The organism is Planctomycetota bacterium (assembly GCA_035384565.1).
Classification (GTDB): domain Bacteria; phylum Planctomycetota; class PUPC01; order DSUN01; family DSUN01; genus DAOOIT01.
This window is the reverse complement of sequence record DAOOIT010000004.1, coordinates 117,477-139,057: the sequence shown is the minus strand read 5'-3', so window position 1 is coordinate 139,057 and position 21,581 is coordinate 117,477. Positions and strand designations below refer to the sequence as shown.

General features: G+C 69.8%; 17 protein-coding genes. 7 read left to right on the top strand and 10 right to left on the bottom strand.

What is annotated here, in order from left to right; genetic code table 11:
- Nucleotides 1-54: 54 nt before the first annotated feature.
- From PLE19_02940 to PLE19_02920, 5 genes are all read right to left on the bottom strand, one after another.
- Entirely contained in the window at nt 55-1,221 is a 1,167-nt protein-coding gene (locus PLE19_02940; GenBank protein HPD13874.1) for a hypothetical protein, read from the bottom strand.
- Between the two features lie 96 nt (nt 1,222-1,317).
- The gene (locus PLE19_02935; GenBank protein HPD13873.1) at nt 1,318-2,604 is read right to left on the bottom strand and encodes a DUF58 domain-containing protein; all 1,287 of its coding nucleotides are present in this window, start codon (nt 2,602-2,604) and stop codon (nt 1,318-1,320) included.
- A gap of 6 nt (nt 2,605-2,610) precedes the next feature.
- Nucleotides 2,611-3,555 carry a MoxR family ATPase gene (locus tag PLE19_02930; protein ID HPD13872.1) on the bottom strand — a complete coding sequence of 315 codons (945 nt, stop codon included), beginning with the start codon at nt 3,553-3,555 and terminating at the stop codon, nt 2,611-2,613.
- 79 nt (nt 3,556-3,634) lie between these two features.
- Nucleotides 3,635-4,762: a uroporphyrinogen decarboxylase family protein gene (locus PLE19_02925; GenBank protein HPD13871.1), complete on the bottom strand. Its 1,128-nt coding sequence runs from the start codon at nt 4,760-4,762 to the stop codon at nt 3,635-3,637.
- 255 nt (nt 4,763-5,017) lie between these two features.
- Nucleotides 5,018-5,797, bottom strand: coding sequence for an MBL fold metallo-hydrolase (locus PLE19_02920; GenBank protein ID HPD13870.1), 780 nt, complete (start codon nt 5,795-5,797; stop codon nt 5,018-5,020).
- A gap of 381 nt (nt 5,798-6,178) precedes the next feature.
- Between PLE19_02920 and PLE19_02915 the strand changes: the two genes are divergently transcribed.
- Both PLE19_02915 and PLE19_02910 read left to right on the top strand, forming a co-directional pair.
- Nucleotides 6,179-7,276, top strand: coding sequence for a Gfo/Idh/MocA family oxidoreductase (locus tag PLE19_02915; GenBank protein HPD13869.1), 1,098 nt, complete (start codon nt 6,179-6,181; stop codon nt 7,274-7,276).
- A gap of 61 nt (nt 7,277-7,337) precedes the next feature.
- On the top strand, nt 7,338-7,781 hold the full coding sequence (locus tag PLE19_02910; GenBank protein ID HPD13868.1) for a GxxExxY protein: 444 nt from the start codon (nt 7,338-7,340) through the stop codon (nt 7,779-7,781).
- Between the two features lie 46 nt (nt 7,782-7,827).
- Here the strand turns inward: PLE19_02910 and PLE19_02905 are convergent, their stop codons facing one another.
- Complete coding sequence (locus PLE19_02905; protein HPD13867.1) at nt 7,828-8,511, bottom strand: PIG-L family deacetylase; 684 nt, start codon at nt 8,509-8,511, stop codon at nt 7,828-7,830.
- 209 nt (nt 8,512-8,720) lie between these two features.
- Here PLE19_02905 and PLE19_02900 point away from each other — a divergent pair, with 209 nt between their 5' ends.
- The gene (locus tag PLE19_02900) at nt 8,721-9,335 is read left to right on the top strand and encodes a YceI family protein (GenBank protein HPD13866.1); all 615 of its coding nucleotides are present in this window, start codon (nt 8,721-8,723) and stop codon (nt 9,333-9,335) included.
- Nucleotides 9,336-9,501: 166 nt separating this feature from the next.
- Nucleotides 9,502-9,867 (top strand): VOC family protein, encoded by a 366-nt coding sequence (locus tag PLE19_02895; GenBank protein ID HPD13865.1) that lies wholly within the window; start codon nt 9,502-9,504, stop codon nt 9,865-9,867.
- 300 nt (nt 9,868-10,167) lie between these two features.
- Here the strand turns inward: PLE19_02895 and PLE19_02890 are convergent, their stop codons facing one another.
- On the bottom strand, nt 10,168-11,301 hold the full coding sequence (locus PLE19_02890) for a cysteine desulfurase family protein (protein HPD13864.1): 1,134 nt from the start codon (nt 11,299-11,301) through the stop codon (nt 10,168-10,170).
- Nucleotides 11,302-11,315: 14 nt separating this feature from the next.
- Complete coding sequence (locus tag PLE19_02885; protein HPD13863.1) at nt 11,316-12,401, bottom strand: hypothetical protein; 1,086 nt, start codon at nt 12,399-12,401, stop codon at nt 11,316-11,318.
- 172 nt (nt 12,402-12,573) lie between these two features.
- On the opposite strand from PLE19_02885, the gene murD reads away from it, so the two are divergent.
- A complete protein-coding gene (murD, locus tag PLE19_02880) occupies nt 12,574-13,956 on the top strand; it encodes a UDP-N-acetylmuramoyl-L-alanine--D-glutamate ligase (GenBank protein HPD13862.1) in 1,383 nt (460 codons plus the stop codon).
- Nucleotides 13,953-14,564 (top strand): phosphoribosylanthranilate isomerase, encoded by a 612-nt coding sequence (locus tag PLE19_02875; GenBank protein HPD13861.1) that lies wholly within the window; start codon nt 13,953-13,955, stop codon nt 14,562-14,564. Before murD ends, PLE19_02875 begins: the two co-directional genes overlap by 4 nt.
- Nucleotides 14,565-14,819: 255 nt before the next feature.
- Here PLE19_02875 and lnt read toward each other — a convergent pair whose 3' ends face one another.
- Nucleotides 14,820-16,577 (bottom strand): apolipoprotein N-acyltransferase, encoded by a 1,758-nt coding sequence (lnt, locus tag PLE19_02870; protein ID HPD13860.1) that lies wholly within the window; start codon nt 16,575-16,577, stop codon nt 14,820-14,822.
- A gap of 640 nt (nt 16,578-17,217) precedes the next feature.
- Here lnt and PLE19_02865 point away from each other — a divergent pair.
- Entirely contained in the window at nt 17,218-17,985 is a 768-nt protein-coding gene (locus PLE19_02865; GenBank protein ID HPD13859.1) for a hypothetical protein, read from the top strand.
- Here PLE19_02865 and PLE19_02860 read toward each other — a convergent pair.
- A complete protein-coding gene (locus tag PLE19_02860; GenBank protein HPD13858.1) occupies nt 17,964-20,432 on the bottom strand; it encodes a PEP-CTERM sorting domain-containing protein in 2,469 nt (822 codons plus the stop codon). The genes PLE19_02865 and PLE19_02860 overlap by 22 nt on opposite strands.
- Nucleotides 20,433-21,581 lie beyond the last annotated feature (1,149 nt).

The following is a 21,581-nucleotide window of genomic DNA, read 5'->3' as shown; positions in this document are numbered from 1 at the left end:
AGCCGCGGGGCGCGGAGGCCCCGCCCGGGGGGCGCCGGGCGCGCGGCGCGTCATTCAGGGCAGGGAGGCCCGATCCTCGGGGTGGATCTCGAGGGTCACGGTGTCCAGGGCGCCGTGGACCGCGTGGCCGCGGACCTCGGCGAGCACCCTGCCCGAGGCGGCCACGGCGGCGATGCGGTGCGGCGTGGGCGCGTTGGCGGGCTCGCCGCCGCTGGGATAGGCGGGCGTGGCGAAGTACTCGGTGAGCACGAGGGGGCACGTGCCATCCTCCCGCGTGCGTCCCCGGACGCGTTCGGCGGCGCGGCCTTCGTTGGCGGCCACGATGTCGAGGCCGGCCACGGGTTTGCCGGTGCCGCGCTCGACGGCCTTCACCGTGACGGTCCAGCGCACGGCCACGCGGCCGCTGTTGTGCATGAAGCGGATTTTGTCGCGGGAGAACTGGCAGTCAATCAGCTCGGCCTCGGGCCGGCGGCCGCTGAGGTACAGGTCGGCCTCGGTGCCCGCGAGGCGGCAGCGCACGAGGCGCAGCGGCTCGCCGCCCGAGCCCTCGACCCACACGCCGTAGCGGCCCTCGCACAGGAACTGCGAGTCGCGGATCGCCAGCTTCGCTCCGTCGGCGTTGTAGGCGTGGAACGACACGTCGTCGCTGAGGGCGAAGGCCACGCGCTCGACGTCGGCCTGCGAGTTGCCGGTCACGGTCTTGCCGCGGGCGCCGGACATGTAGAGGATGCGGCTGTCGGCGGCCACGAGCCGGCCGTCGGCGAAGAAGTAGTAGCCGCGGCTGCACTTGTCCTCGGTGATCACCTGGCTGACGGTCTGAAGGACGGAATGGTAGAGGCGCAGCTCGCCGTCGGGCGCCACCTGCACCTGGAGGTCGCCGCACACGATGGTGTTGAGGAGGAGCGTTTCGCCGAGCGCGGGGTCGCCGGGGTCGCCGATCTGGAGGCTGCCGTGGATGATGAGGCTGGCATTGGCTGTGGCCTCGCGCCGCTTGGGGTTGTAGGTGAGCACCTCGGGCTGGCCGAGTTCGGCGGCCACCTGGGCGAGGCGCGCGAGGGTGTAGCCGCGGCCGTAGACGTGGATCACCTTCTCCTGGATCACCACGCCCTCGCGGGGGTGGGCGGCGCTCGGGTCGGAGTGCGGCCGCCGCATCAGCACGAAGATGCCCACCACCCCGGCCAGGGCGGCGATGGCCACGAGGAGGTTCAGCTTTCGAATCATGGTCGCTCCATCTGGACTGCTGCCGTTGCCCCGTGATTCTACCCTGAACACGCGGCCGGTGTCCACTGCGGGCGCACGGGGCGCCTGGCCCAACCGCTATTCGTCCTGGCTCGTGCCGTCGTGACGGAGTTGAAAGAGGTCCGCGAACGACGGCGCCGAGGCGTCCACCATGAGGACCCAGGGCTGCTGGCGCCGGAGCAGGTCGGCGGCCGCCGCGGCATCGTCGTCGGCCTGGCGCACGGCCAGGATGGCGAGGAGGCGCCCCTGGGCCCGCACGCGCGGCTCGGCCGCGAGCTCCGAGAGGGTGCGGGCGGGGGCGGGCTCGAGGCGCGCCAGCGCCTCGAGGAGCAGGCGCAGGCCCGCCGCGCCCTGGGCGGGGCCCACGACTACGAGGTCGGGCGCGTAGGCGGCCAGGCCGAGGGCGAAGCCGCGGTGCAGCAGGTCGCGCGCCAGCGAGGCGGCGAAGCTGATGGCCGCCTCGAGCCGCTCGTCGCCGCTGGCCGGGCACCGCGTGTCAAGCAGCAGGAGGGCCCGCTCGCTGGCCACGGACTCGAACTCGCGCACGAGCGGCTTGCCGAGCTTGGCCGAGGTCTTCCAGTGGATGCGCCGCGGGTTGTCGCCGTGGCGGTACTCGCGCAGGTCGCGGAACTCCTCCTCGCCGCGCGCCCCGCGCGAGCGGTGGCGCGCCAGGGCCAGCGCCCGGGCGCGCCCGAGCAGTTCCGCCGACACCACGCCCAGCCGGGGATAGACCACCAGCTCGCCCGGGACCGGCCGCGAGCGTCCCTGATGGAACAGCCCGAAGGGGAAGCGCGTGGAGTAGGTGACGGCGCGCAGCGGGTAGACGCCCCGCCGCGCCGCCGTGGCCGTGTAGGACAGTGCGAGGGTTTCGCGCGGCCGCAGCACCAGGGCCACGCCTCCCGGCCGCCCGGCGGCCAGGCCCTCGGGCAGCTCGTCGCGCACGGCCAGGCAATACGACGCGAGCCAGCGCTTGCCGTTGGCGGCCCGGAGTTCGACCGTGAACGGCGTGCCCGCGTGCACGCCCTCGGGCAGCGCCCGGGCGAAGCTCAGCCGCCGCATCGTGGCCCGCGAGAGCGCGAACGACAGCACCAGGGCCGACAGCAGCATGCCGAAGAGCAGCACGAGGAAGTTGATCTTGGTGTGCAGCGCCACGAGCGCGGCGGCCAGGGTGAGCAGCGAGAAGGCCACGCCCGAGCGCGTGATGCGCTGGCCGGCCAGCGAGCGCTGGCCGCGCCGCCAGGCGCTCACGGCGTAGATCGCCAGCAGCACGAGCAGCGATGCCGCGGTGACGGCCTGCGCCACGCCGCGCCAATCCACTTCGGCCACAGGCGCGGCGAGCCCGGCGATGGCGGGGAAGAAGCCCATAGAGGCTCACACGGGCACGGGGGTGGCCTGGACGATCTGGCGGATGATCTGGCGCTCGGTGGCGCCCTTGCCGGCCGAGAGCGCCGCCCGGCGAATCACGCGATGGGCGAGCACGGGCACGGCCAGGCGCTTCACGTCGTCGGGCGACACGTAGCCGCGGCCATCGAGGAGCGCCAGGGCCTGGGCCGCGCGCGACAGCGCCAGCCCGCCCCGCGGGCTCACGCCGATCTCCAGCTCGGGCGCCTGGCGCGACCGCGCGACCATCTCCAGGATGTAATCGGAGATCGAGTCGTCCACCCGCACCTCGCGCACCGCCGCCTGGAGGGCCACCACGTCGGGGCCGTCGAGCACCGGCTCCAGGGTGTCCAGCGGGTTGGCCAGGCGCTGCGTCGCCAGCACCCGCCGCTCGTCGTCGCGGCTGGGGTAGCCGATCTCGATGCGCATGAGGAAGCGGTCGAGCTGCGACTCGGGCAGCGGAAACGTGCCCTCGAACTCGTGCGGGTTCTGCGTGGCCAGCACGATGAAGGGGTGCGGCAGGGGGTGGGTCGCGCCGTCCACCGACACCTGGGCCTCGTTCATCGCCTCCAGCAGGCTGCTCTGGGTGCGCGGCGTGGTGCGGTTGATCTCGTCGGCCAGCACCACGTTGGCGAAGATCGGGCCGGGCTTGAAGATGAAGCAGTCCTCGGCCTCGTTGTAGATCGGCACGCCCAGGATGTCGGTGGGCAAGAGGTCGGGCGTGAACTGGATGCGGCGGAAGCTGCTGCGGATCGAGCGGGCGAGCGCGCGGGCCAGCGTGGTCTTGCCCACGCCGGGCACGTCCTCGATGAGGATGTGGCCGCCGGCGAACAGCCCCACGAGCACCAGGCGCACCGCCTCGGGCTTGCCGATGAACACCCGCTCGATATTCGCCTGGAGGCGAACCGTCTTGTCGTGGAGATCGGCAGGGACCATGGTGACCCCCGGACCTGCTGCGCCGCCGCCACCCCGGATTATAGGGGCAGGACCCCGCGAAGTCAATCCGCCTCGCGTCTCAGCGCCAGCCCGTGAGTTCCGCCAGGAGACGCGCGTAGTGGACGAAGTCCTCCCAGGAGATGTCGGGCGGCACGCCGTGGTCGCAGCTCGGGATGAAGCCGCCGCCCTCGACGACGGGACGGATGCGCTCCAACTCGGCCTCGATCACGTCGCCGCCCCTGGCGATCGCCCGCTTGTCCACCCCGCCCTTGTAGGCCATCCGCCGGCCGAACGCCCTGCGGAACGCCACGATATCGTTCCCCGCCGCCACCTCGATGGGGTCGCACACGTTGATGCCCGACTCGATCCAGAGAGGGATCAGCTCGCCCACGTAGCCGTCGGAGTCCATGTCGATGATGTCGCAGCCGCTGGCGTGAATCTCGGCCGCCCAGCGCTCATAGGCGGGCTGGAGGAAGAGGCGGGCCATGCGGGGCGAGATCATCGCGTGCTCTTTGTAGGCCATGTCTTCCGAGAGGCCCACGTAATCGAGCTGCACGCGCTCGAGGATGGGCCGCATCGTGGCCGAGACGAAGTCGGCCCAGAAGTCGGCCATTTCGGCCACGAAGGCCGGCTCCTCGATCATCTTCAGGCACAGGCCCTCGAAGCCGCACCACTCGCGGAGCTGCCAGAACGGCCCGTTGAAGTGGATGCCCAGCGCGGTGTCGCGGTCGCGGTTCCGCTCGCAGCGCGCCTCGAAGTCGGCGGGGAAGCGGCCCGCCGATTGCGGGTCGAACCGCGCCTTCATCGCCTCCCAGTCGGCCCGCGTCTCGACCGGGAACTTGTGCCACTTGCGGGTCACGAAGTCCTTGGCCGAGCGGATGTAGGTGTAGTCGTAGGTGTCCGAGATTTCGGTGATCGCCCCCATCCAGTCCTGCACGATGTAGTGCCCGTCGCGGTGCTCGAGCACCTTTTCCTCGAAGGTGGGGATCATCTGGAAGGACACGCCGAGCCAGGTGCCCGGCCTCTCCGGGGGGTCGGGCCGGAAGCCCAGGATGTCGAACAACGCGTCCATGTAGCGCTCGGGGTTCTCGAGCCCTTGCGCCTTCCACGCGGCCCGGGTGGACTCCCTCGGCCCGCCGGGCGAGAACGGAATGCGGTCGGGCTGGCCGAAGAGCAGTGTCTCGCGGAACCGCTCGCGCTCAGTCATCGCAGGGCCTCGGGGAAGAGGGGAAACCACAGAGACACGGAGAAGCACTGCCGGGCTCGCGCCGTGTCGTTCTGCGCCGGCCGAAGAACCTCCCAGGCGCTTGTCGTGCCGTGGTCGAGCAGGCTCTCGTCACGTCGGTTGCCTCCCCTGGGAGATTCCTCGACAAGCTTGAAACGACCGCCGGGCCGCGGGAGCCGCCGGCACCTGCGGGCACGCGCATCGCTCCCGCCGTGCCAGGAGGCACGCCCTACCCTCTCAGCCATTGGGGCTCGCCTGCAATTCCTCGCCTTGGGCCGGGACGAACGAGGCAGGGAACGTGGCCTTGGCGGCCTCCAGGGCCTCTGCCAGCTTCGCCTGGGCGCAGTGCACGATGGCCAGGCGCCGGACGCCGGCCTGGCGGGCGGCCTCGGCGGCGTCGGGCGCGCCGGAGTGGCCCCACTTGCCGTCTTCGCGGACGCTTCTCGCGCCGTAGGATGCCTCGTGCACGAGCAGCCCCGCCCCGCGGGCCAGGTCAATGAGGTCGGGGTTGAACGCGGTGTCGCCGGAGAACACCACGGAGGCGCCGGCGGCGTTCTCGAAGCGATAGCACAAGCCGGGCACGCTGTGGCGGGCCGAGCAGGTGCGCACCCTCAGGCCGCCGATGTCCAGCTCGGCGCCGCCGCGAAGCTCCGTCACCTCGATCCCGAAGCGGAGCTCGGGATAGCGGTCGAATTGGAGGAAGCGCTGCGCATCGTCCACCACGCGGCGGATCTCGCCGGCCGGGCCGTAGATGCGGAGCGGCCGCTTGGGGCGCTCGCTGCCCTGGATGCCGTAGTAGAAGACGAGCTGCGGCAGGCCCAGGATATGGTCGTGGTGGCAGTGGGTGAAGACGACCGCCTCGATGTCCAGCGGGTTGATCCCGCACGCCAGCAGCCGGTCGGTGAAGTACCAGCCCGTGTCCACCGCCACCCGCCGGTCCACGACGAACGACGCCGTGTTCGCGTCCTTCTCGGGCGTGCAGGTGGTGGTGCCGAGGACGGTGATGGAGAGGTGCATGTGGGTTCCGTTCGCCTCCTCGCCCCTGCGCGCCGCGCGGGGGCGGCGATGGGGACGCTCCGCGTCCGTGCCGGCGGCCGCGGGGCGGCCGAAGCCTCGTCCCCACGCCGCGTGTCGGGACGAGGGTGAGTTGTTCCCGCCGACCCGCGGGCATTATGGCGAGGGACGGGGCCGGAGTCAAGGCGGCCTCCTTCACAAAGCCCCCCGCCCCTCGCGCCTGCGCTCCGCGTGGGGGCGGTGATGGGGCCGCTCCGCGTTCGTGCCTGTGACCGCGGAGCGGCCGAGGTCTCGTCCCCGCGCGGAGCGCAAGGACGAGAGACGGCCTTGACAACGCCCCGCCCGCGCGGCAAAGTGTGAGGACCCTTCATTGGAGGAGCGGCCATGGCAGCGAAGCAGCTCGGCGTGCTCGTGCACGGGGCGGGGTGGGTGTCCACCCAGCACATTGCGGCGTTCACCAGGAACCCCCACACGCGGGTGGTGGCGGTGTCGAGCCGCAAGCTCGAGTCGGCCCGCCGGCGGGCCGAGGAGGCCGGGCTCAAGGATGTGGGGCTCTACGACAATCTCGACAAGGCCCTCCGCCACGAGGGTGTGGACATCGTGTCGGTATGCACGCCGCAGCACCTTCACGCCGAGAACGCCATCGCCGCGGCCGAGGCGAGGAAGCACATCGTCATCGAAAAGCCCATCGCCAACAGCCTCGACGAGATGCGGGCCATGCGCAAGGCCGTCCGCAAGGCGGGCGTCAAGACGGTGGTGAGCTTCGTGCTGCGCTGGAACCCGCTGTTCGAGACGATCAAGGCGATGGTGGCCGACGACGCGCTGGGGAAGATCTACTACGTGGAGACGGATTACGAGCACGACATCGGCTCGTGGTGGAGCGGCTACGACGACGCGCGCAAGGCGAGCACGGGGGTGAGCGCGCTGCTTGTCGGCGGGTGCCACGCGGTGGACGCCTGCCGCTGGTTCGCGGCCCAGGGCCGATACGAGGCAGCGGACCCCGTGGAGGTGTTCGCCTACCGCGGCGGCTGGCGCAAGGGCTCGGACACGGAGTTCAACTACCTCACCAACCAGTTTCTCAAGACCGACAAGCCGATGGAGTACGACGGCCTGGAGGTGGTGCTGCTAAGGTTCGCCAACGGCGCCGTGGGCAAGGTGTCGGTGAACGCCGACTGCGTGATGCCCTACACCTTCCCCATCGAGGTCTTCGGCGACCGGGGCACGATCCGCGACAACCGCATCTGGAGCCACAAGTTCCCCGGCCAGAAGGGCTGGGTCACGCTGCCCACCATCCTGCCCGACAGCGCCGACGTGACCCACCACCCCTTCCAGGGGCAGATGGACCACTTCGTCGAGTGCATCCTCGCGGGCCGGGAGTCCCACTGCAATCTCGAGGACGCCATCAAGACCCACGAAGTCGTCTTCGCCGCCCAGCGGTGCTACGAGACGAACGCCCCGGTCAAGCTGCCGCTGCTGAGGTAAGAGAGGAACGACCGCGAATCACGCGAATCTTCGCGAATGGAGCATGAAGCAGGAGAAGCCGATGGCAGAGATCGTCTACCCCGAGGAGAGCTATGCCATCGTTGGAGCCTGTTTCAACGTCTACAATGACAAGGGAAACGGGTTCTCGGAGCCGCTCTATCAGGAGTGTCTGGAGATCGAGTTCGAGTTCCAGAAGATACCCTTCGACCCGCACAGAGGGCTCCGACTGGAGTATCGGGGGCGGCCGTTGAAGAAGCACTACGTCCCGGACTTCGTCTGCTTCGACAAGATCATTGTGGAGTTGAAGGTTGCCTCTCAGCTTACGGATGAGCATCGCTCCCAGGTCTTCGACTACCTGTGTGCCACTGGGATGCAACTCGGGCTGCTCGTGAACTTCGGCAGTTACCCCGACCTGGAGTACGAGCGCATCGTGCTATCCGATCCCCGTCATAGGACCCGCCCCCCGGCCATGAAGCGGCTTGCGCCCGGCAAGCAGCCCGGTTGATGCTCTCCTCATTCGCGTAGATTCGCGTGATTCGCGGTCTCTCTCCTCACTTCATCGGCAGGAAGTCCGGCAGGACGTTCGATTCCACGATCCAGAAGCGTTCGCTCGCTGCCGGCCGCTCGGCCTTGATGCGCGCGGCCTCGGCCAGGAACTCCTCCTTCGTGTGCCGGAACAAGGTGTGCTGCGAGACCTGCGTGGCCCGCGCCTCGGCGAACTTGTGCGCGTAGCCGGTCGTGTCGAACACCACGGTCGGCAGCGGCAGAGCGCAGCTCTTGTAGTAGTAGACGTGGGGCGTGCGCCAGGGCGGCCCGAGCTCCGCCGCCACCGGCTCGCCCGCGTGCCAGGTGGCCTGGATGCTCAGCGTGTGCGTGGCCAGGTGGTCGCCGTGGCGGTCGTGCGGGCCGTGGGTGAAGACGGCGTGCGGCCGCGCCTCGCGGACGATGCGGATGCACTCCTTCAGCGTGGCCTTGGTGAGCGCGAGGCCCATGTCCTCCACGTCGAGAATCCAGCGGCGGGTCACGCCCAGCACCTGGTCGGCCTCGGCCGCCTCGCGGCGGCGCATCTCCACGATCGTGTCGCGCCACTCGGGCCTCGGGTAGCCCTCGTTCCCGTTCGTCATCGTGCACACGTAGACCCCGACCCCCTGATCGGCCAGCTTGGCCATCGTGCCGGCCATCGGGAACTCGTCGTCCGCGTGCGCGCCGAACACCAGAATCCGCTCGTAGTCCATCGCTGGCTCCTTCCCAGGGACAGTGACCCGGCCGCCGCCTGCGCCACACTGTAGCACGGCCGGCGGAGGAGTCAACCCCCTGCTCTCCGCCGCCTGGCGTTTCCGCCGATTGGCGCCGTGCGACGAGAGTCCGGTGGCGCGCGGACGCGCGGGGCGCTAGAATGAGGGCCTAGGGGGAGTGTGTGTCGCCGTAACTGAGGAGGCCGCAGATGGACAGGTCGCACTGGCGTCGTCTGGCCGCCGCTGTGGGGCTGGTTGCTCTTCTGGGCGCCGCGGGCTGGGCCGCGGCGGCGGAGGGCGCGGGCAGCTACGTGATTGACCCCGCGCACAGCTCCGCGACGTTCCAGATCGAGCACCTGGGCATCAGTTGGGTGGCCGGGCGGTTCAACGAGATCGCGGGCAAGGCCGCCTTCGACCGCGACAACCCCGCCGCGTCGAGCTGCGAGGTGACGATCAAGGCCACAAGCATAGACACGGCCATCGAGAAGCGCGACGCCCACTTGCGCAGCGAGGACTTCCTCAGCGTCAAGGAGTTCCCCGAGATCGTCTTCAAGAGCACGGCGGTGAAAAAGGCGGCGGCTGCGCCGCCGGGGGCGGACGTCGCCTACGAGATCACCGGCGACTTCACGCTGCACGGCGTGACGAAGCCCGTGACGCTGGTGCTGCACGGCGGCAAGGAGGCCGAGTTCCCCGAGGGCGCGCACCGCATCGGGTTCTTCGGCGAGTTCGCCATCAAGCGCTCCGACTTTGGCATGGGCAAGATGCTCGGCCCCGTCGGCGACGTCGTCAAGATCACCGTCAGCGCGGAGGCGGTCCGGAAGTAGACCCTGCGTTGCCTCTCGGAGGAGCCCATCCGCCACAGGGCGCCTGCGTAACGAGCGGAACGTGCCAGGCACCCGGTGAGGACGCGGATGCGGCTACGAGTGCCGCCGTGAGTGAGGATTGGGGGCCTGACACCTCTCCCCGCCGCCGTGGGAAGGAGGAGCGACGATGGGCAATGCGTTCGTGCACGTGGAGCTCCAGACGGATGACGTGGCGAGGGCGAAGGAGTTCTACGCCAGCCTGCTCGACTGGCGGCTGGACGAAATCCTGTTCGATGACGGGAGCTACACGGTGGTCCACGTGGGCGAGGGGGTGGGCGGGGGGATCACGAAGTGCCCTGTGCCCAACTGCCCGCCGCACTGGCTGGCCTATATCGGGGTGGACGACGTTGCGGCGACGACGCAGAGGGCCAAGGAGCTTGGCGCCACGGTGTTGCGCGACCGCACCGAGGTGCCGGGCTTCGGGTGGTTCAGCGTCATCACCGACCCCACGGGCGCCATGGTCGCTTTCTGGGAGCGCAGAAAGATAGGGTAGCCGCTGGGTGGGAGGGATGCCCCTCAGCCCCCCGCCCAAGGGCCTGGTGCAGGGACTGGCCGCCCACAACTGCGCCCCCCTGGGGATGCGTGAGACGTGCTCCACGAACCGGCGACTCAGGCGAGTCGGGCGACTTGCTACATATTGTGGTTCGCCCGTGCATATGCCCCTACATGTGGTGGCAATGCGAGATCCCGCGCATGAACCGGGAAGTCTGGGAGACTCTGGGAGACTCTGGCATGTTGTGGTCTGCCAGTGCACGGCTACAACATGTAGTGTGCTACCGCCGGGCGCTCGGCCTCAGGCCGGGCCGCGGGAGAAGGGGCGGAGGAGGTCGAGGGCGCGGTCAATTTCGTCCTTGGTGGTGGTGCGGCCGAGGCTGAAGCGGACGGCGCCGAGGCCGACCTCGTCCGAGACGCCCATGGCCTTGAGGACGGGCGATAGCTCGACAAGGCCGGCGTGGCAGGCCGAGCCTGTCGAGGCGGCCAGCTCGGGCAGGACGGCGAGGAGGTCCGAGCCCGACTGGCCGAGGAAGCTGACGTGCAACGTGTTCGGCAGCCGCTTGGTGGGGTGACCGTTGAGGACGATCTTGCCGCGGAACGCCTGCTGAAGCTGCCACCAGAAGTAGTCGCGCAACTCGCGGACGTAGGGCATGCCGAGCCACTGGTGGGCCAGGTCGCAGGCGGCGCCGAGGCCGACGTCGAGGAGGACGTTCTCGGTGCCGGCGCGGCGGCCGGCTTCGTGGCCGGCTCCGTGGACGAGCGGCTCGATGGGCGCGCCCTTGCGGATGTAGAGGGCGCCCACGCCTTTCGGGGCGTAGAGCTTGTGCCCCGCGACCGAGAGCAGGTCCACGCCAAGCTCATTCACGTCGGCCGCGATCTTGCCGACCGATTGCGCGGCGTCGGTGTGGACGAGCACGCCTGCCTCGCGGGCGATGCGGGCGATCTCGCGGATCGGCTGCACGGTGCCCACCTCGTTGTTCGCGTGCATCACCGACACGAGAATCGTCTGCGGCGTGAGGGCGCGGCGCACGGCGTCGGGGTCCACCAGCCCCGTGCCGTCCACGGGCACATAGGTGACCCTCGCCCCGATGCGTTCGAGGAAGCGGCAGGGCTGGATGATGGCGGGGTGCTCGACGGCGGAGGTGACGATGTGGTTGCCGCGGTTGCGGAGGGCGAAGAAGACGCCTTTGAGGGCGTGGTTGTTCGCCTCGCTGCCGCCGCTGGTGAAGACGACTTCGGCGGGGTCGGCTCCCAGGAGGCGGGCGACCTGGCCGCGGGCGTGCTCGACGGCCTCTTTGGCGGGGCGGCCTGCCCAGTGGAGGCTGGAGGGATTGCCGTAGTGCTCGGCGAGGAACGGCCGCATGGCAGCGGCCACCTCGGGCGCGATGGGCGTGCTGGCGTTGAAGTCGAGGTAGATGCGTTCCGTCGCCACGGGCAGCCTCCGTTTCAGTCGGGCTCGGGGCCGCCGAGGAAGCCTTCGTGGAAGAAGACCGGCTGGTAGCCGCGCTCGGTGACCCAGCGAATCGCCGCGTCGAGCCGCTCGAAGTGGTCGGGCACGTGGTGGCGATAGAAGGGCCAGAAGTACTGCTCGTGTGTGAGAAGGTCCATGATCTCGGCCGTGTTCGGGTCGTCGGCCAGCGGGGCGAGGGTGGGCACGATGCGCTCAAGGGGCACGTTGTTGCACACGATGTCCACGCGGGAGAAGGCGATGCCGCTCGTGAAGTCCATCAGGGCGTCGTGGCGGCTGAGGTGCTCGGAGCGCTCGTCGTCGAGAAGGTAGTTGACATCCCAGCCCCAGGGCGCGCGGCCGAAGTAGCCGCTGAGGACGCGGACGCCGCGCGAGGCGAGGGCGGGGAGGGCCTCGGGCTGGACCATGCCCCAGTGGATGATGGTGGGCGGGGCGTAGGCGGCGTCGCCGGCGAAGCGGCGAATCTCGCCGGCCACGGCGTCGAGGTCGGCGATGAGCTTCTGGGCCGAGGCGTGCTGGTAGGGCCTGTCGGGCTCGTTGGCCCAGGCGTGAAACGCCAGACGCAGCCAGCCCGCGTTGTCGGCCCACTCGCCGCGATAGCGGTCGGGGAACTGCGGCAGCGAGAAGTCGGGGCCAGTCGTGTAGTAGATGTTGAGGCTGAAGCGCGCCCCATAGCGCTCGTTCAGGCGCTTCAGACCCGCCAGATAGAAGCAGTCGAAGAGCGAGCGATAGCCCTTCTGGGCGATGTCGCGCAGGAAAAAGCTGTTGTCGTCAATCGAGACGCGGTAGCGGGGGCGCGAGTGGCGGTCCCACACGACGCGCACGCGGTGTTCGGCCCGCCCGGCAGGGCCTTCGGCCACCGCGAGGAGGTCGGTCTCGCGCGCGCGGAGAACCACCTCGGCAACGAACTCGCGGCCGGCGCGGCGGGCGGGCTGGCCGTTGACGCTCACGGCGTCGCGCAGGCCGGCCTCGCCGCGCACGGCGATGCGGAGGCCGTCTGGAAGGTTCTCGCCGTGCCGGCGGTTCAGCACGGCGCCGTGGAAGGGCTCGGTGATGCGGACCATACGAATGCTCCTCCTGCCGTGCCGGGAACCCGTCGTGGCCCCTGACCGGGAGAATACCGCCGCGGCGCGAGCGTGTCAAGCCGCGAGCGCAAACCTCGGTTGACCCCCGACCGCTTTTGGCTATACTGCGCGTGCCTCCTCGAGCGATCCCCCGACGGAGACGGACAGGGCCATGCGTTCGGCAGACCTCGCAGGCAAGCGCGTGACGGTGATGGGCATCGGCCTCTTCGGCGGCGGCGTGGGTGTGGCCCGGTTCCTCGCGCAACAGGGCGCCCGCGTGACGGCCACCGACGTCAAGGACGCCGCCGCCCTGGCCGATTCCATCGCCAAGCTCGACGGGCTGCCCATCACGTACCACCTCGGCGGCCACGTGGATGCGGATTTCACCGACGCCAACCTCGTGGTGGTGAACCCCGCCGTGCCCGACGACTCGCCCTTCCTGGCCAAAGCTCGCGAGGCCGGGGTGCCGCTCGAAACCGAGATCAACCTGTTCTTCAAGCTCTGCCCGGCGAAGATCGTCGGCGTCACCGGCAGCAACGGCAAGTCCACCGCGGCCAGCCTCGCCGCCCACCTGCTCGAGGCCGGGCCGCGCCGCGCCTGGCTCGGCGGCAACATCGGCCGTTCGCTGCTGGAGGAACTCGACGCCATCGGCCCCGACGACCTCGTGGTGCTCGAGCTGTCGAGCTTCCAACTCGAGCGCCTGGAGTGGACCGGCCTGAGCCCCGCCGTGAGCGTCGTGCTCAACCTGCGGCCCAATCACCTCGACCGCCACCACACGATGGCGAACTACGCCCGCGCCAAGCAGCCCATCCTGCTGCACCAACGCGAGGGCGACGCGGCGCTGCTCAACGCCGACTGCCCCGTCGTCTCCACGTGGACGGCTCTCGGGGGCGGCGGCAAGTTCCTCTTCTCCACCCGCGGCCCGGTCGCGCGCGGCGCGTGGCTGGAGGGGGAGCAAGCCCTCTGGCGCGACGGCGGCCCCCCCTGCCCTCTTTTCCGACGCGCCGACCTCGTGCTCCGCGGCGACCACAACGTGGGCAACGCCCTCGCCGCCGCCGGCGCGGCCGTGCTGTGCGGCGTGCCCCTCGAGGCCATCGGCCCGCGCATGGCCGCCTTCCGCGGCCTCGAGCACCGCCTCGAGTTCGTGCGATCGCTCGGCGGCGTGGCCTACTACAATGACTCGAAGGCCACCACGCCCGAGGCCGCCATCGCGGGCGTCGAGGCATTCGACGAGCCGGTCGTGCTCATCGCCGGCGGCTACGACAAACACCTGCCCTTCGACGAGTTCGGCCGGGCCATCTGCCGCCGGGCCAAGGCCGCCGTGCTCATCGGCGCCACCGCAGGGAAGATCGCCGAGGCCATTGCCGCCCACGGCCAGGTGCCCACACGCCAGGCGGGCCGCGACTTCGCCGCCGCCGTGCGCGCCGCGCGCGACCTGGCCGCGCCGGGCGACGTCGTGCTCCTCTCGCCCGCCTGCGCCAGCTACGACATGTTCGAGAACTACGAGCAGCGCGGGGCGATCTTCAAGCGACTCGTGAGGGAGCTTTCGTCGTGATACGCGTGAAAATCTGCGGCATCACACGGCCCGAGGACGCCCTGGCCGCGGCCGACGCCGGGGCCGACGCCATCGGCCTCGTCTTCGCCGAGAGCCCGCGGCGGGTGACCTTGGAGCAAGCGTGGGCCATCCTCGCCGCGCTGCCGCCCCTCGTCACGCCCGTCGCCCTCTTCGTCAACGAGGCTCCCGAGCGTATTCGCGCGACGTGCGGCACCCTCGGCATCGGCACCGTGCAGCTTCACGGCGACGAGGCGCCCGACCTCGCCCGCCAACTGGCCGGCCTGTGCGTGATCAAGGCGTTCCACATCGGCGAGGAGGCCGACCTCGACGCGCTCAGGGGCTACCCCGCGGCGGCCTACCTCCTGGATGCCCGGGTGGCGGGCAAGCGCGGCGGCACCGGCGTGCCGCTCGACTGGGCGCTGGCGGCGCAGGCCACGGCGCTCGGCCGCATCATCCTGGCTGGCGGCCTGCGGCCCGACACCGTGGCCGAGGCCATCCGCCGCGTGCGCCCTTACGGCGTGGACGTCTCCAGCGGCGTCGAAGCCGAGCCGGGCCGAAAGGACCCGGCGAAGATTCGCGACTTCGTGGCCGCGGCCCGAGGCGCGTAGCAGCCCCAGACGGGCTTCAGCGATTCGGAGCATGCAGGTCGAGCACGCCCCCCAAGGCGCCTGCTCGTAGTGCGGGCTTCAGCCCGTAGCCTGGCTTCCTGCGGCCCAGATAACCCGCCACGATTCTCTGCCAACCGTCCGGGCACACCATGGAGGTCTTGTAGCGGCAAGCGTCCCGCTTGCCGGCCGGAGGCCCTCCCGGCGACGACCATGCGCGGGACGCTTGTGACCACAACGACCGGGAATCGTGGCGAGCTATCCAGCTACCCCGGAGCCTGCTCCGCCGCTGCTTGGACGCCGCGCCTTGCCAACCACCCGCGCGGCCAGCGCAACCAGGAAGACGACTCCGGTGAGGAGAAGGCACGGGCGCGCCAGCACGTCGCCGTGCCGGGCATAGAAGGTGAGGCCCTGCCGCAGCGGCACGCGCCCCACGGCCACGCCCGAGACCAGCCGCCGGCGGCCGCGGGCGTCGGTGACCACCTGGCGGATGCGGCCGGCCGGGTCCAGAATGGCCGAGATGCCGCTGTTGACGGCCCGCACGATGCCGATGCGGAACTCCACCGCGCGGAAGCCGCAGATGGCCAGGTGCTGGTCCAGCTCGTGGCTGCCCTTGAACCAGCCGTCGTTCGAAATGTTGATCAGGAAATCCGCCCCCTCCCCGTCGGGCCGCACCACGTAGCCGCGCGAGAGCGCGGGGAACCCGCTCTCGAAGCAGATCAGCACGCCGAATCGCGTGTCGCCCACGCGCAGCAGCCGCAAGGCGTCGCCCGCCGAGAAGCCCTTGCCGTAGGGCACCACCTGGCGCAGGAACCACAGCAGGCCAGGCAACGGCATGTACTCGCCGAAAGGCACAAGATGGGTCTTGTCGTAGCGGTCGGCCGGAGCGGGCATCTCGCCGGGCCGGAAGAGATAGGCGCTGTTGTACACGAGGCTCTCATACTCGACGAGCGGCTGGCCCTTGCGCACCGCCTGGCCCTCGGCCACGAGCACCCTGCGGACGGGCGCCCGGCCCGGCTCGTCCCCGGCATAGTGCGGCATCAGGTAGGCGCGGTCCTCGGTGGTGATCTCGCCGTCGGTGACGTTCCTCACCGTGCCGTCGGCCTCCGCCTCGATGGTGCGGTCCACGCCAAACTCCGCGTGCGCGCCGATGAGAAGGGGGCAACGCAGCAGGGCCGCGAGGTCCGCGATCGCGGTCCGGTAGTCTCGGATCACGGGGTACTCGCCGCGGTTGAGGGGAAGCTGCACCATCGTCTCGGGCCACACGGCGAGGCCCAGCGGCTGGCCGCCTGCGAGGGCCGGCAGCCGCAGCGTCAGCTCGCGGTGCTCGCGGAAGATCCGCGCAATGTTGTCCAGCGACAGCTCGTTCTTGACCTCCTGCGGCACGTTGCCCTGCACGACGCCGACGAGGGGCCCCTCGCGCATCTCCAGCGTGGCCAGCCGCCATACGCCGTAGCCGAGGGTCGCCGCCACGAGCGCCAGCACCGCCGCCCCGCCTGCCACGAGACGCCGCGGCATCTCGCCCCGCCAGGCCGCGCGCACTGCCTCGGCCGCCAGCGCGTTCACCGCCACCACCACGAAGCTCACCGCATAGGCGCCGAAGAGGTCCGACACCTGCACCACCGCCTTGAAGGGGAACTGCGTGTGGCCGATGAAGAGCCACGGGAAGCCCGTGAGCGCGAAGCTCCGCAGGTAATCGCAGCCCACCCACAACACGGGGGCGGCCAGCAAGAAGGGCGCCCGCAACCGCCGCGTCGCCGCACGCACGAGCCACGCGAACAGCACGTAGTAGAAGCCCACATACAGCGTGACCCCGATGCCGCCGGCCACCGTGACCAGGTACTGCCACGACAGGCCCAGCCCCGCCGCCAGGCCCCCCATCACCACGCTGCCCAGAAATGCCTGGCCCCCGCTCGCCTCGCGCAGCACCAGGAACCACGGCACCAGCGCCACCCAGGCCAAGGGCCACAGACCCGGCACCGGGTCGCTCAGGCGCAGCAGCGCGGCGCTGAGCACGCAGGCTCCCAGAACCCACAACATTCGCGAGCCAGGCAACGTGCGCATCATGCATCCGACCTGGGGGGGAAGGGCCGGAGCCACACGACGCTCCGACCGCCGAGGAGTATAGCCGATCCGGCCGACACGGTCAACTTGCAGAGGCCCTCGGGGTGTGGGCCGGAATTGCAGGTGGCCGCGGGAGCTCCGAAGGAGCGAAATAGGATAGCCCAGGGCAACGCCCTGGGAACAAGACCGCCCCGCGGCAGCCCTGACAGGGCGGAATCGAGAGCTTCTATCTCGCCCCTTCAGGGCTGGACTCGTGGATCCCGCTGAACCCAGGGCGTTGCCCTGGGCTATCCCATGCGAGCCCTTCAGGCTCCAGAGACAATCACCCTACCCACAACTCCGGCCCACACCCAGGCCCTCGCCGCCCGCTTGCTCCGGGGCCGAGCTTCGCCTATGATGCTCTGCGCGGGACACTTCCGCCGAAAGAAGCGGAGTTTGTAGTGCGGTCTTCAGGCCGTGGTATCGTCAACGTCCAGGACGGGCTGAAGCCCGCACTACGAACTGCCTCACCTTCGGAGGCGCGCGCCGGAGGCCCCGCTTCATTCGCCTGAAGTGTTCCTTCTGCGCCAGTCTCCCCCCACAGGAGGATGCCGTGGAGATCGAGCGGCACAATCACGAGCAGATCGAGGCGCTCAACCAGCGGGGCGGGCGCACGTTGAGCATCGTGGACCTGATTCGCGCGGGCACGCTGAGCGTCGAGATGGCGGCCGTGGCCATGCGGGCGGTGGCCGGCGGCGCCTCGCTGCTCACGGGCGCGCGGCCCGGCGGCGCGGGCAAGACGACCCTCATGGCCTCCCTCCTCCACCTGCTGCCGCCCGGCACGCGGATCGTGACCGTGGACCATCCCGGCGTGGTCGCCGAGGCCGGCGCCAGGCCGGCCGAGGCCCCCCTGTGCTATCTGGCCCACGAGATCGGCTCGGGCCACTGGTACGGCTACCTCTGGGGGCGCGCCGTGGCCGATTTTCTCGCGCTCGTCGGAGGGCCGCGCCGCGTGGCCTCGTGCCTGCACGCCGACACGCTCGACGAACTCGCCGACATCCTGTGCTCGCCGCCTCTGGGCGTGAGCCGCGAGGCGCTGGGGCGCGTGGGCCTCGTCCTCTTCATGCACGTGCGGCCGGGGCCGCGAGGCGTGCTCCGGCGGGTCGCCGCCTTCCACGAGGCCGACGGGGCAGGCGGCCACCGCCTGCTGTTCCGCTGGAACGAGCGCTCCGATGCCTTCGAGCGCGTGGGCGATGGGCACGATTGCGACGGGTTGGAGCCGTACGTGGGGTTCATGCACCGGCTGGTGGCCGAGGGCGATGCCGACGCCCAGGCCGTGAGGCGCAAGGCCCTCGCCTTCTACCGCGGAACCCTCTGCTGACCCCGACGCCGCTTGCGCGCGAGGGCCAACACGCCGAGCGCCACCAGCGCGCAGGTGGAGGGCTCGGGGATGAAGAGCAGGGCCACGTCCGCCACGGCGATGCCGTAGAAGTTGTAGGCGGGGCTCAGGTCGTAGCCCAGGCTGTACGTCGAGATGGGCGAGCCCGCCGGCAGCGCCTCGCCGCGCTGGAAGATCGAGAAGGGCTGCGTGCCGTCGAGCAGCGCGTCGAGCCCCGTGTCGATCAGGCCGAGGTCCAGCATCCACTGCTCCAGGCCGTGGGCGGCGATGTAGCGGTCATCGAGGAAAATGTAGAGATAGGAGCTGGGGCCGGCCAGGATCGAGTAGTCCACGAAGCCGTAGCCCGCGTCGTCGTTCTCGGTGCGGATGTAGTCGGCGCCGAGAAGATCGGGCGGGATGTTCTGCCAGGCGCCGGGGGCGTCCACAAAGGCGGGCGCGCCGTTGGCCAGGCCGCCCGCCACGCCGAGGGGATGGATGGCGTCGGGGTCGCCGCCCAGCTTCGAATACCCGAGCGTGATCGGCACGCCGTTGGAGAAGGCGGACTCCGCGGGCCCCGGATTGGTCGGCGCGCTGAGGCTGCTGAGTTGCAGGATCAGCGCGTCCACCGTCGAACCGTCCTCCCGCATGGACACGCGGATGGTGTAGATGCCGGGCGTGGCGAAGTTCCACGTCATCGCGTTATCGGCCGGGCCAGCGACGTCCACCTCGGCCTGCCCCGTGCCATCCCAGGGGTCCGAGCTGAAGTCGCCGTTGACTGCATGCTGCAACTCGTACCAATCCGCCGCGCCGCCCGCGCCGTCCTTGATCTCCTTGATGTCGAGGTAGATCGAGTCGCTCTGGCCCTGGAGCGTGGCATTGGTGCCATTGCCGTCCCACCGTAGATAGGCGCGATAGGTGCCGGGCGTGCTGATCTGGACCTGGTATTCGATGGACGGCGGGTTGGTGGGCCCGCCGCCCGGCAGGAGCGCATCGGGCATGGACTGAACGAACTTACCCCCTCGTGCGTTGATCGTGGTGCCGGCGCCGGCGCTCTCGTCGGGCACGACGAGCCAGTTGTGGACGCCCTCGGTGGCGCGGCTGGTGAAGTTTTCGGCCTCGATGACGGCTTGGCCGGCCTGCTCGAGGAAGGTCTTGCCGGTGCCCAGCGGCGTGTAGACGTGGGCGTTGGGGGCAAGCTGCCCGGGCACGGCCACGACGCCGTACATGTTGATGCCGCCCTGGTTCTGCTGGAACAGGTCCACGCTGCCGGCGGGGAAGTTGGCGCGGTGGATGTAGAACAGGGTGTTGTTGCTGCCGTCGCCGCTTTCGTCCGCGTAGAGCGTCTGGCCTGTGTCGGAGAAGCCATAGGCGGCCATCCACTGGTTCATCGCGGTCAGGGAGGCGCCGCTCACACGATTGTCGCGGAGGAGGTAGACGGTGGCCGGCTGGGCGAGGCCCACGTTGAGGCGGAAGGGGTTGGCGGAGCGGTCTTCGTTGCCGAGCTTCACATAGTCGGCGCCGACCAGCTCGGGCAGCGCCGCGGGCAGGGCGTTCCATTCGTGCGTGCGATCGGAGAAGGACAAGGCGTTTTCCGCGAAGCCGCCCTGTACGATGACAGGCGCATCCACGTCGAGGCCCGTGCCTGTGCGAGCCAGGCTGGTGATGAGCGGCGCCGGCGTGGCGGGCAGGGCGTTGGGGGTGGCGCCCTGGGCCAGGGCGATGATCTGGTAGTTCGAGAGCACGTGGTCGAAGATCGCCGTCTCGTCAATGCGGCCGGGGAAGTACTTGCCGGCATCGTCGGAGCCGATCCGCAGCGGCAGCGCGTCGTCGTCTATCTGGCTTCCGGGGGCGACGAAGACGTTCTTCAGCCCGCCGTTGAGGTAGATTTTCATCTCCCTGGTCGCGCCGTCGAAGGTGGCCGCCAAATGATACCAGGTGTTGGCGGCGAGTGGCTCCTTGAGGCCCACCACGTAGTTGGTGTTGCCCTGCTTGATGAGGAAGTTCTGGCCGCCGGTGCCGAGGCCGGCGCCGTCGCCCTGGAGGAAGAAATAGGCGTCGCCCTTCTCCAGGGCTCGATATGTGTTGCCATTATTGGAGAGCGTGGTCGTGGGGTAGAGCCACATCGAGAGGGTGAGCGCGTTGCGGACGCCGGAGCCGATGCTCGCGTGGTCGGGCACGATCACGTAGTCGCTCGTGCCGTCGAAGCCGTAGGACGTTCCGGCGCTGCCGGGGCGGCCTGGTTGGCCAACTGTCGGGTCGTTGGCATCGGCGCCGGCGGTGCTGCCGAGCTGGCCGTTGTTCACGGTGGTCTGGTCGTTGGCCACCTGGCCGCCGGCCTCGTCGAGAGGCCAGTAGGCCACGAGACCTGCCGAGGCGCTGGCCCCAGAGAGCGCGAGCGCGGCGCAGACACAGAGGGTGAGGAAGGCGCCAGGGAGACGACCACGCACCATCACGGGACCTCCTGTTGTTGACCCAGCAGTCCAGCGTAACACGTTCAAAATTAGCAAACCTCATGCCGCCAGCAGCGCTTTCCGACTCTCAGTGCTTGAAATCGTAAGACATTATGCAACAGTTACTTACACACTCAGCTCGCCACAGGCCCGGACGCGATCTGCATGCGGTCCGTCTGCGCAGTCGGACGCAGCGGCCCTTCTCATGGCAGAGTGTGGCGTAATTCATTGGCGTAATTGCACTTAGGTGTGTTCGCTTCCCGCGACAAGCCGGTCCAGCATGGTGGATGCCAGCGCCATGTCATCCGAAGTACTTAGCTTCCATACCCTTGAGGAAACGGATCGAGTTCCGCGTGGACTCCAGTCTGTCGCCGTTCTCCACTGTGATCCATCCGCCGTAGCGGACTCCGAGGTTGGGGTTGCAGGCTTGTGGGCGGGGGCTCTGCCCCCCGCGAGGAGGTGGCAGGACGCGGGGCACGGAGGCCCCGCCCACAGCCGAACCCCGAGAACGAAGCTCGGCCTCTTGGCCGCTCTGCCGTCGCTTCGTCTTCGGGGAGGAGGGGGCAAGAACCTCCCGCGGGTTGCGAACCCGCGGGAGGTTGGGGTTGGACGCGGGAGCGTCCGAAGATTCGCCCCCACGCGGAGCGCAGAGGCGAGAAGGAGAAGGTGACGGAGCGTAGGGGCGAGAACGAAAACCTGCGCAAGCGGGACGCTTGCGGCTACTCTCCCTCGTCCCTACGCCCTGCCCCCTCTTGTCGTCCTCACGCTCTCCTTCTTCTTCTCGTCCCTACGCTCTGCTCCCCCCTTTCTCGTCCCTGCGCTCTGCGTGGGGACGGGCCTCTCTTTCTCGTCCCTACGCTCTGCGTGGGGACGGGGATCTTGGCCGCTCTGCGGCCCCTTCCTCTTCGGGGAAGAGTGGACGCGGGATTCACGAACCTCCCGCGGGTTGCGAACCCGCGGGAGGTTGGGGTTGGACGCGGGAGGGCCTGTGCCGAGCGGCTGGCGGGCGTCGCCTGCCCATGCTGTATCAACCCTGTGAGGGGGAGAGTGATACAGCATGGGTAGATGGGCGAGAATGGGCGATTCTCGCGGTTCCGGCCATACTTGTTCATCTGCGCGATGAGCAAGCATGCGAGCGGGAGTGGCCGG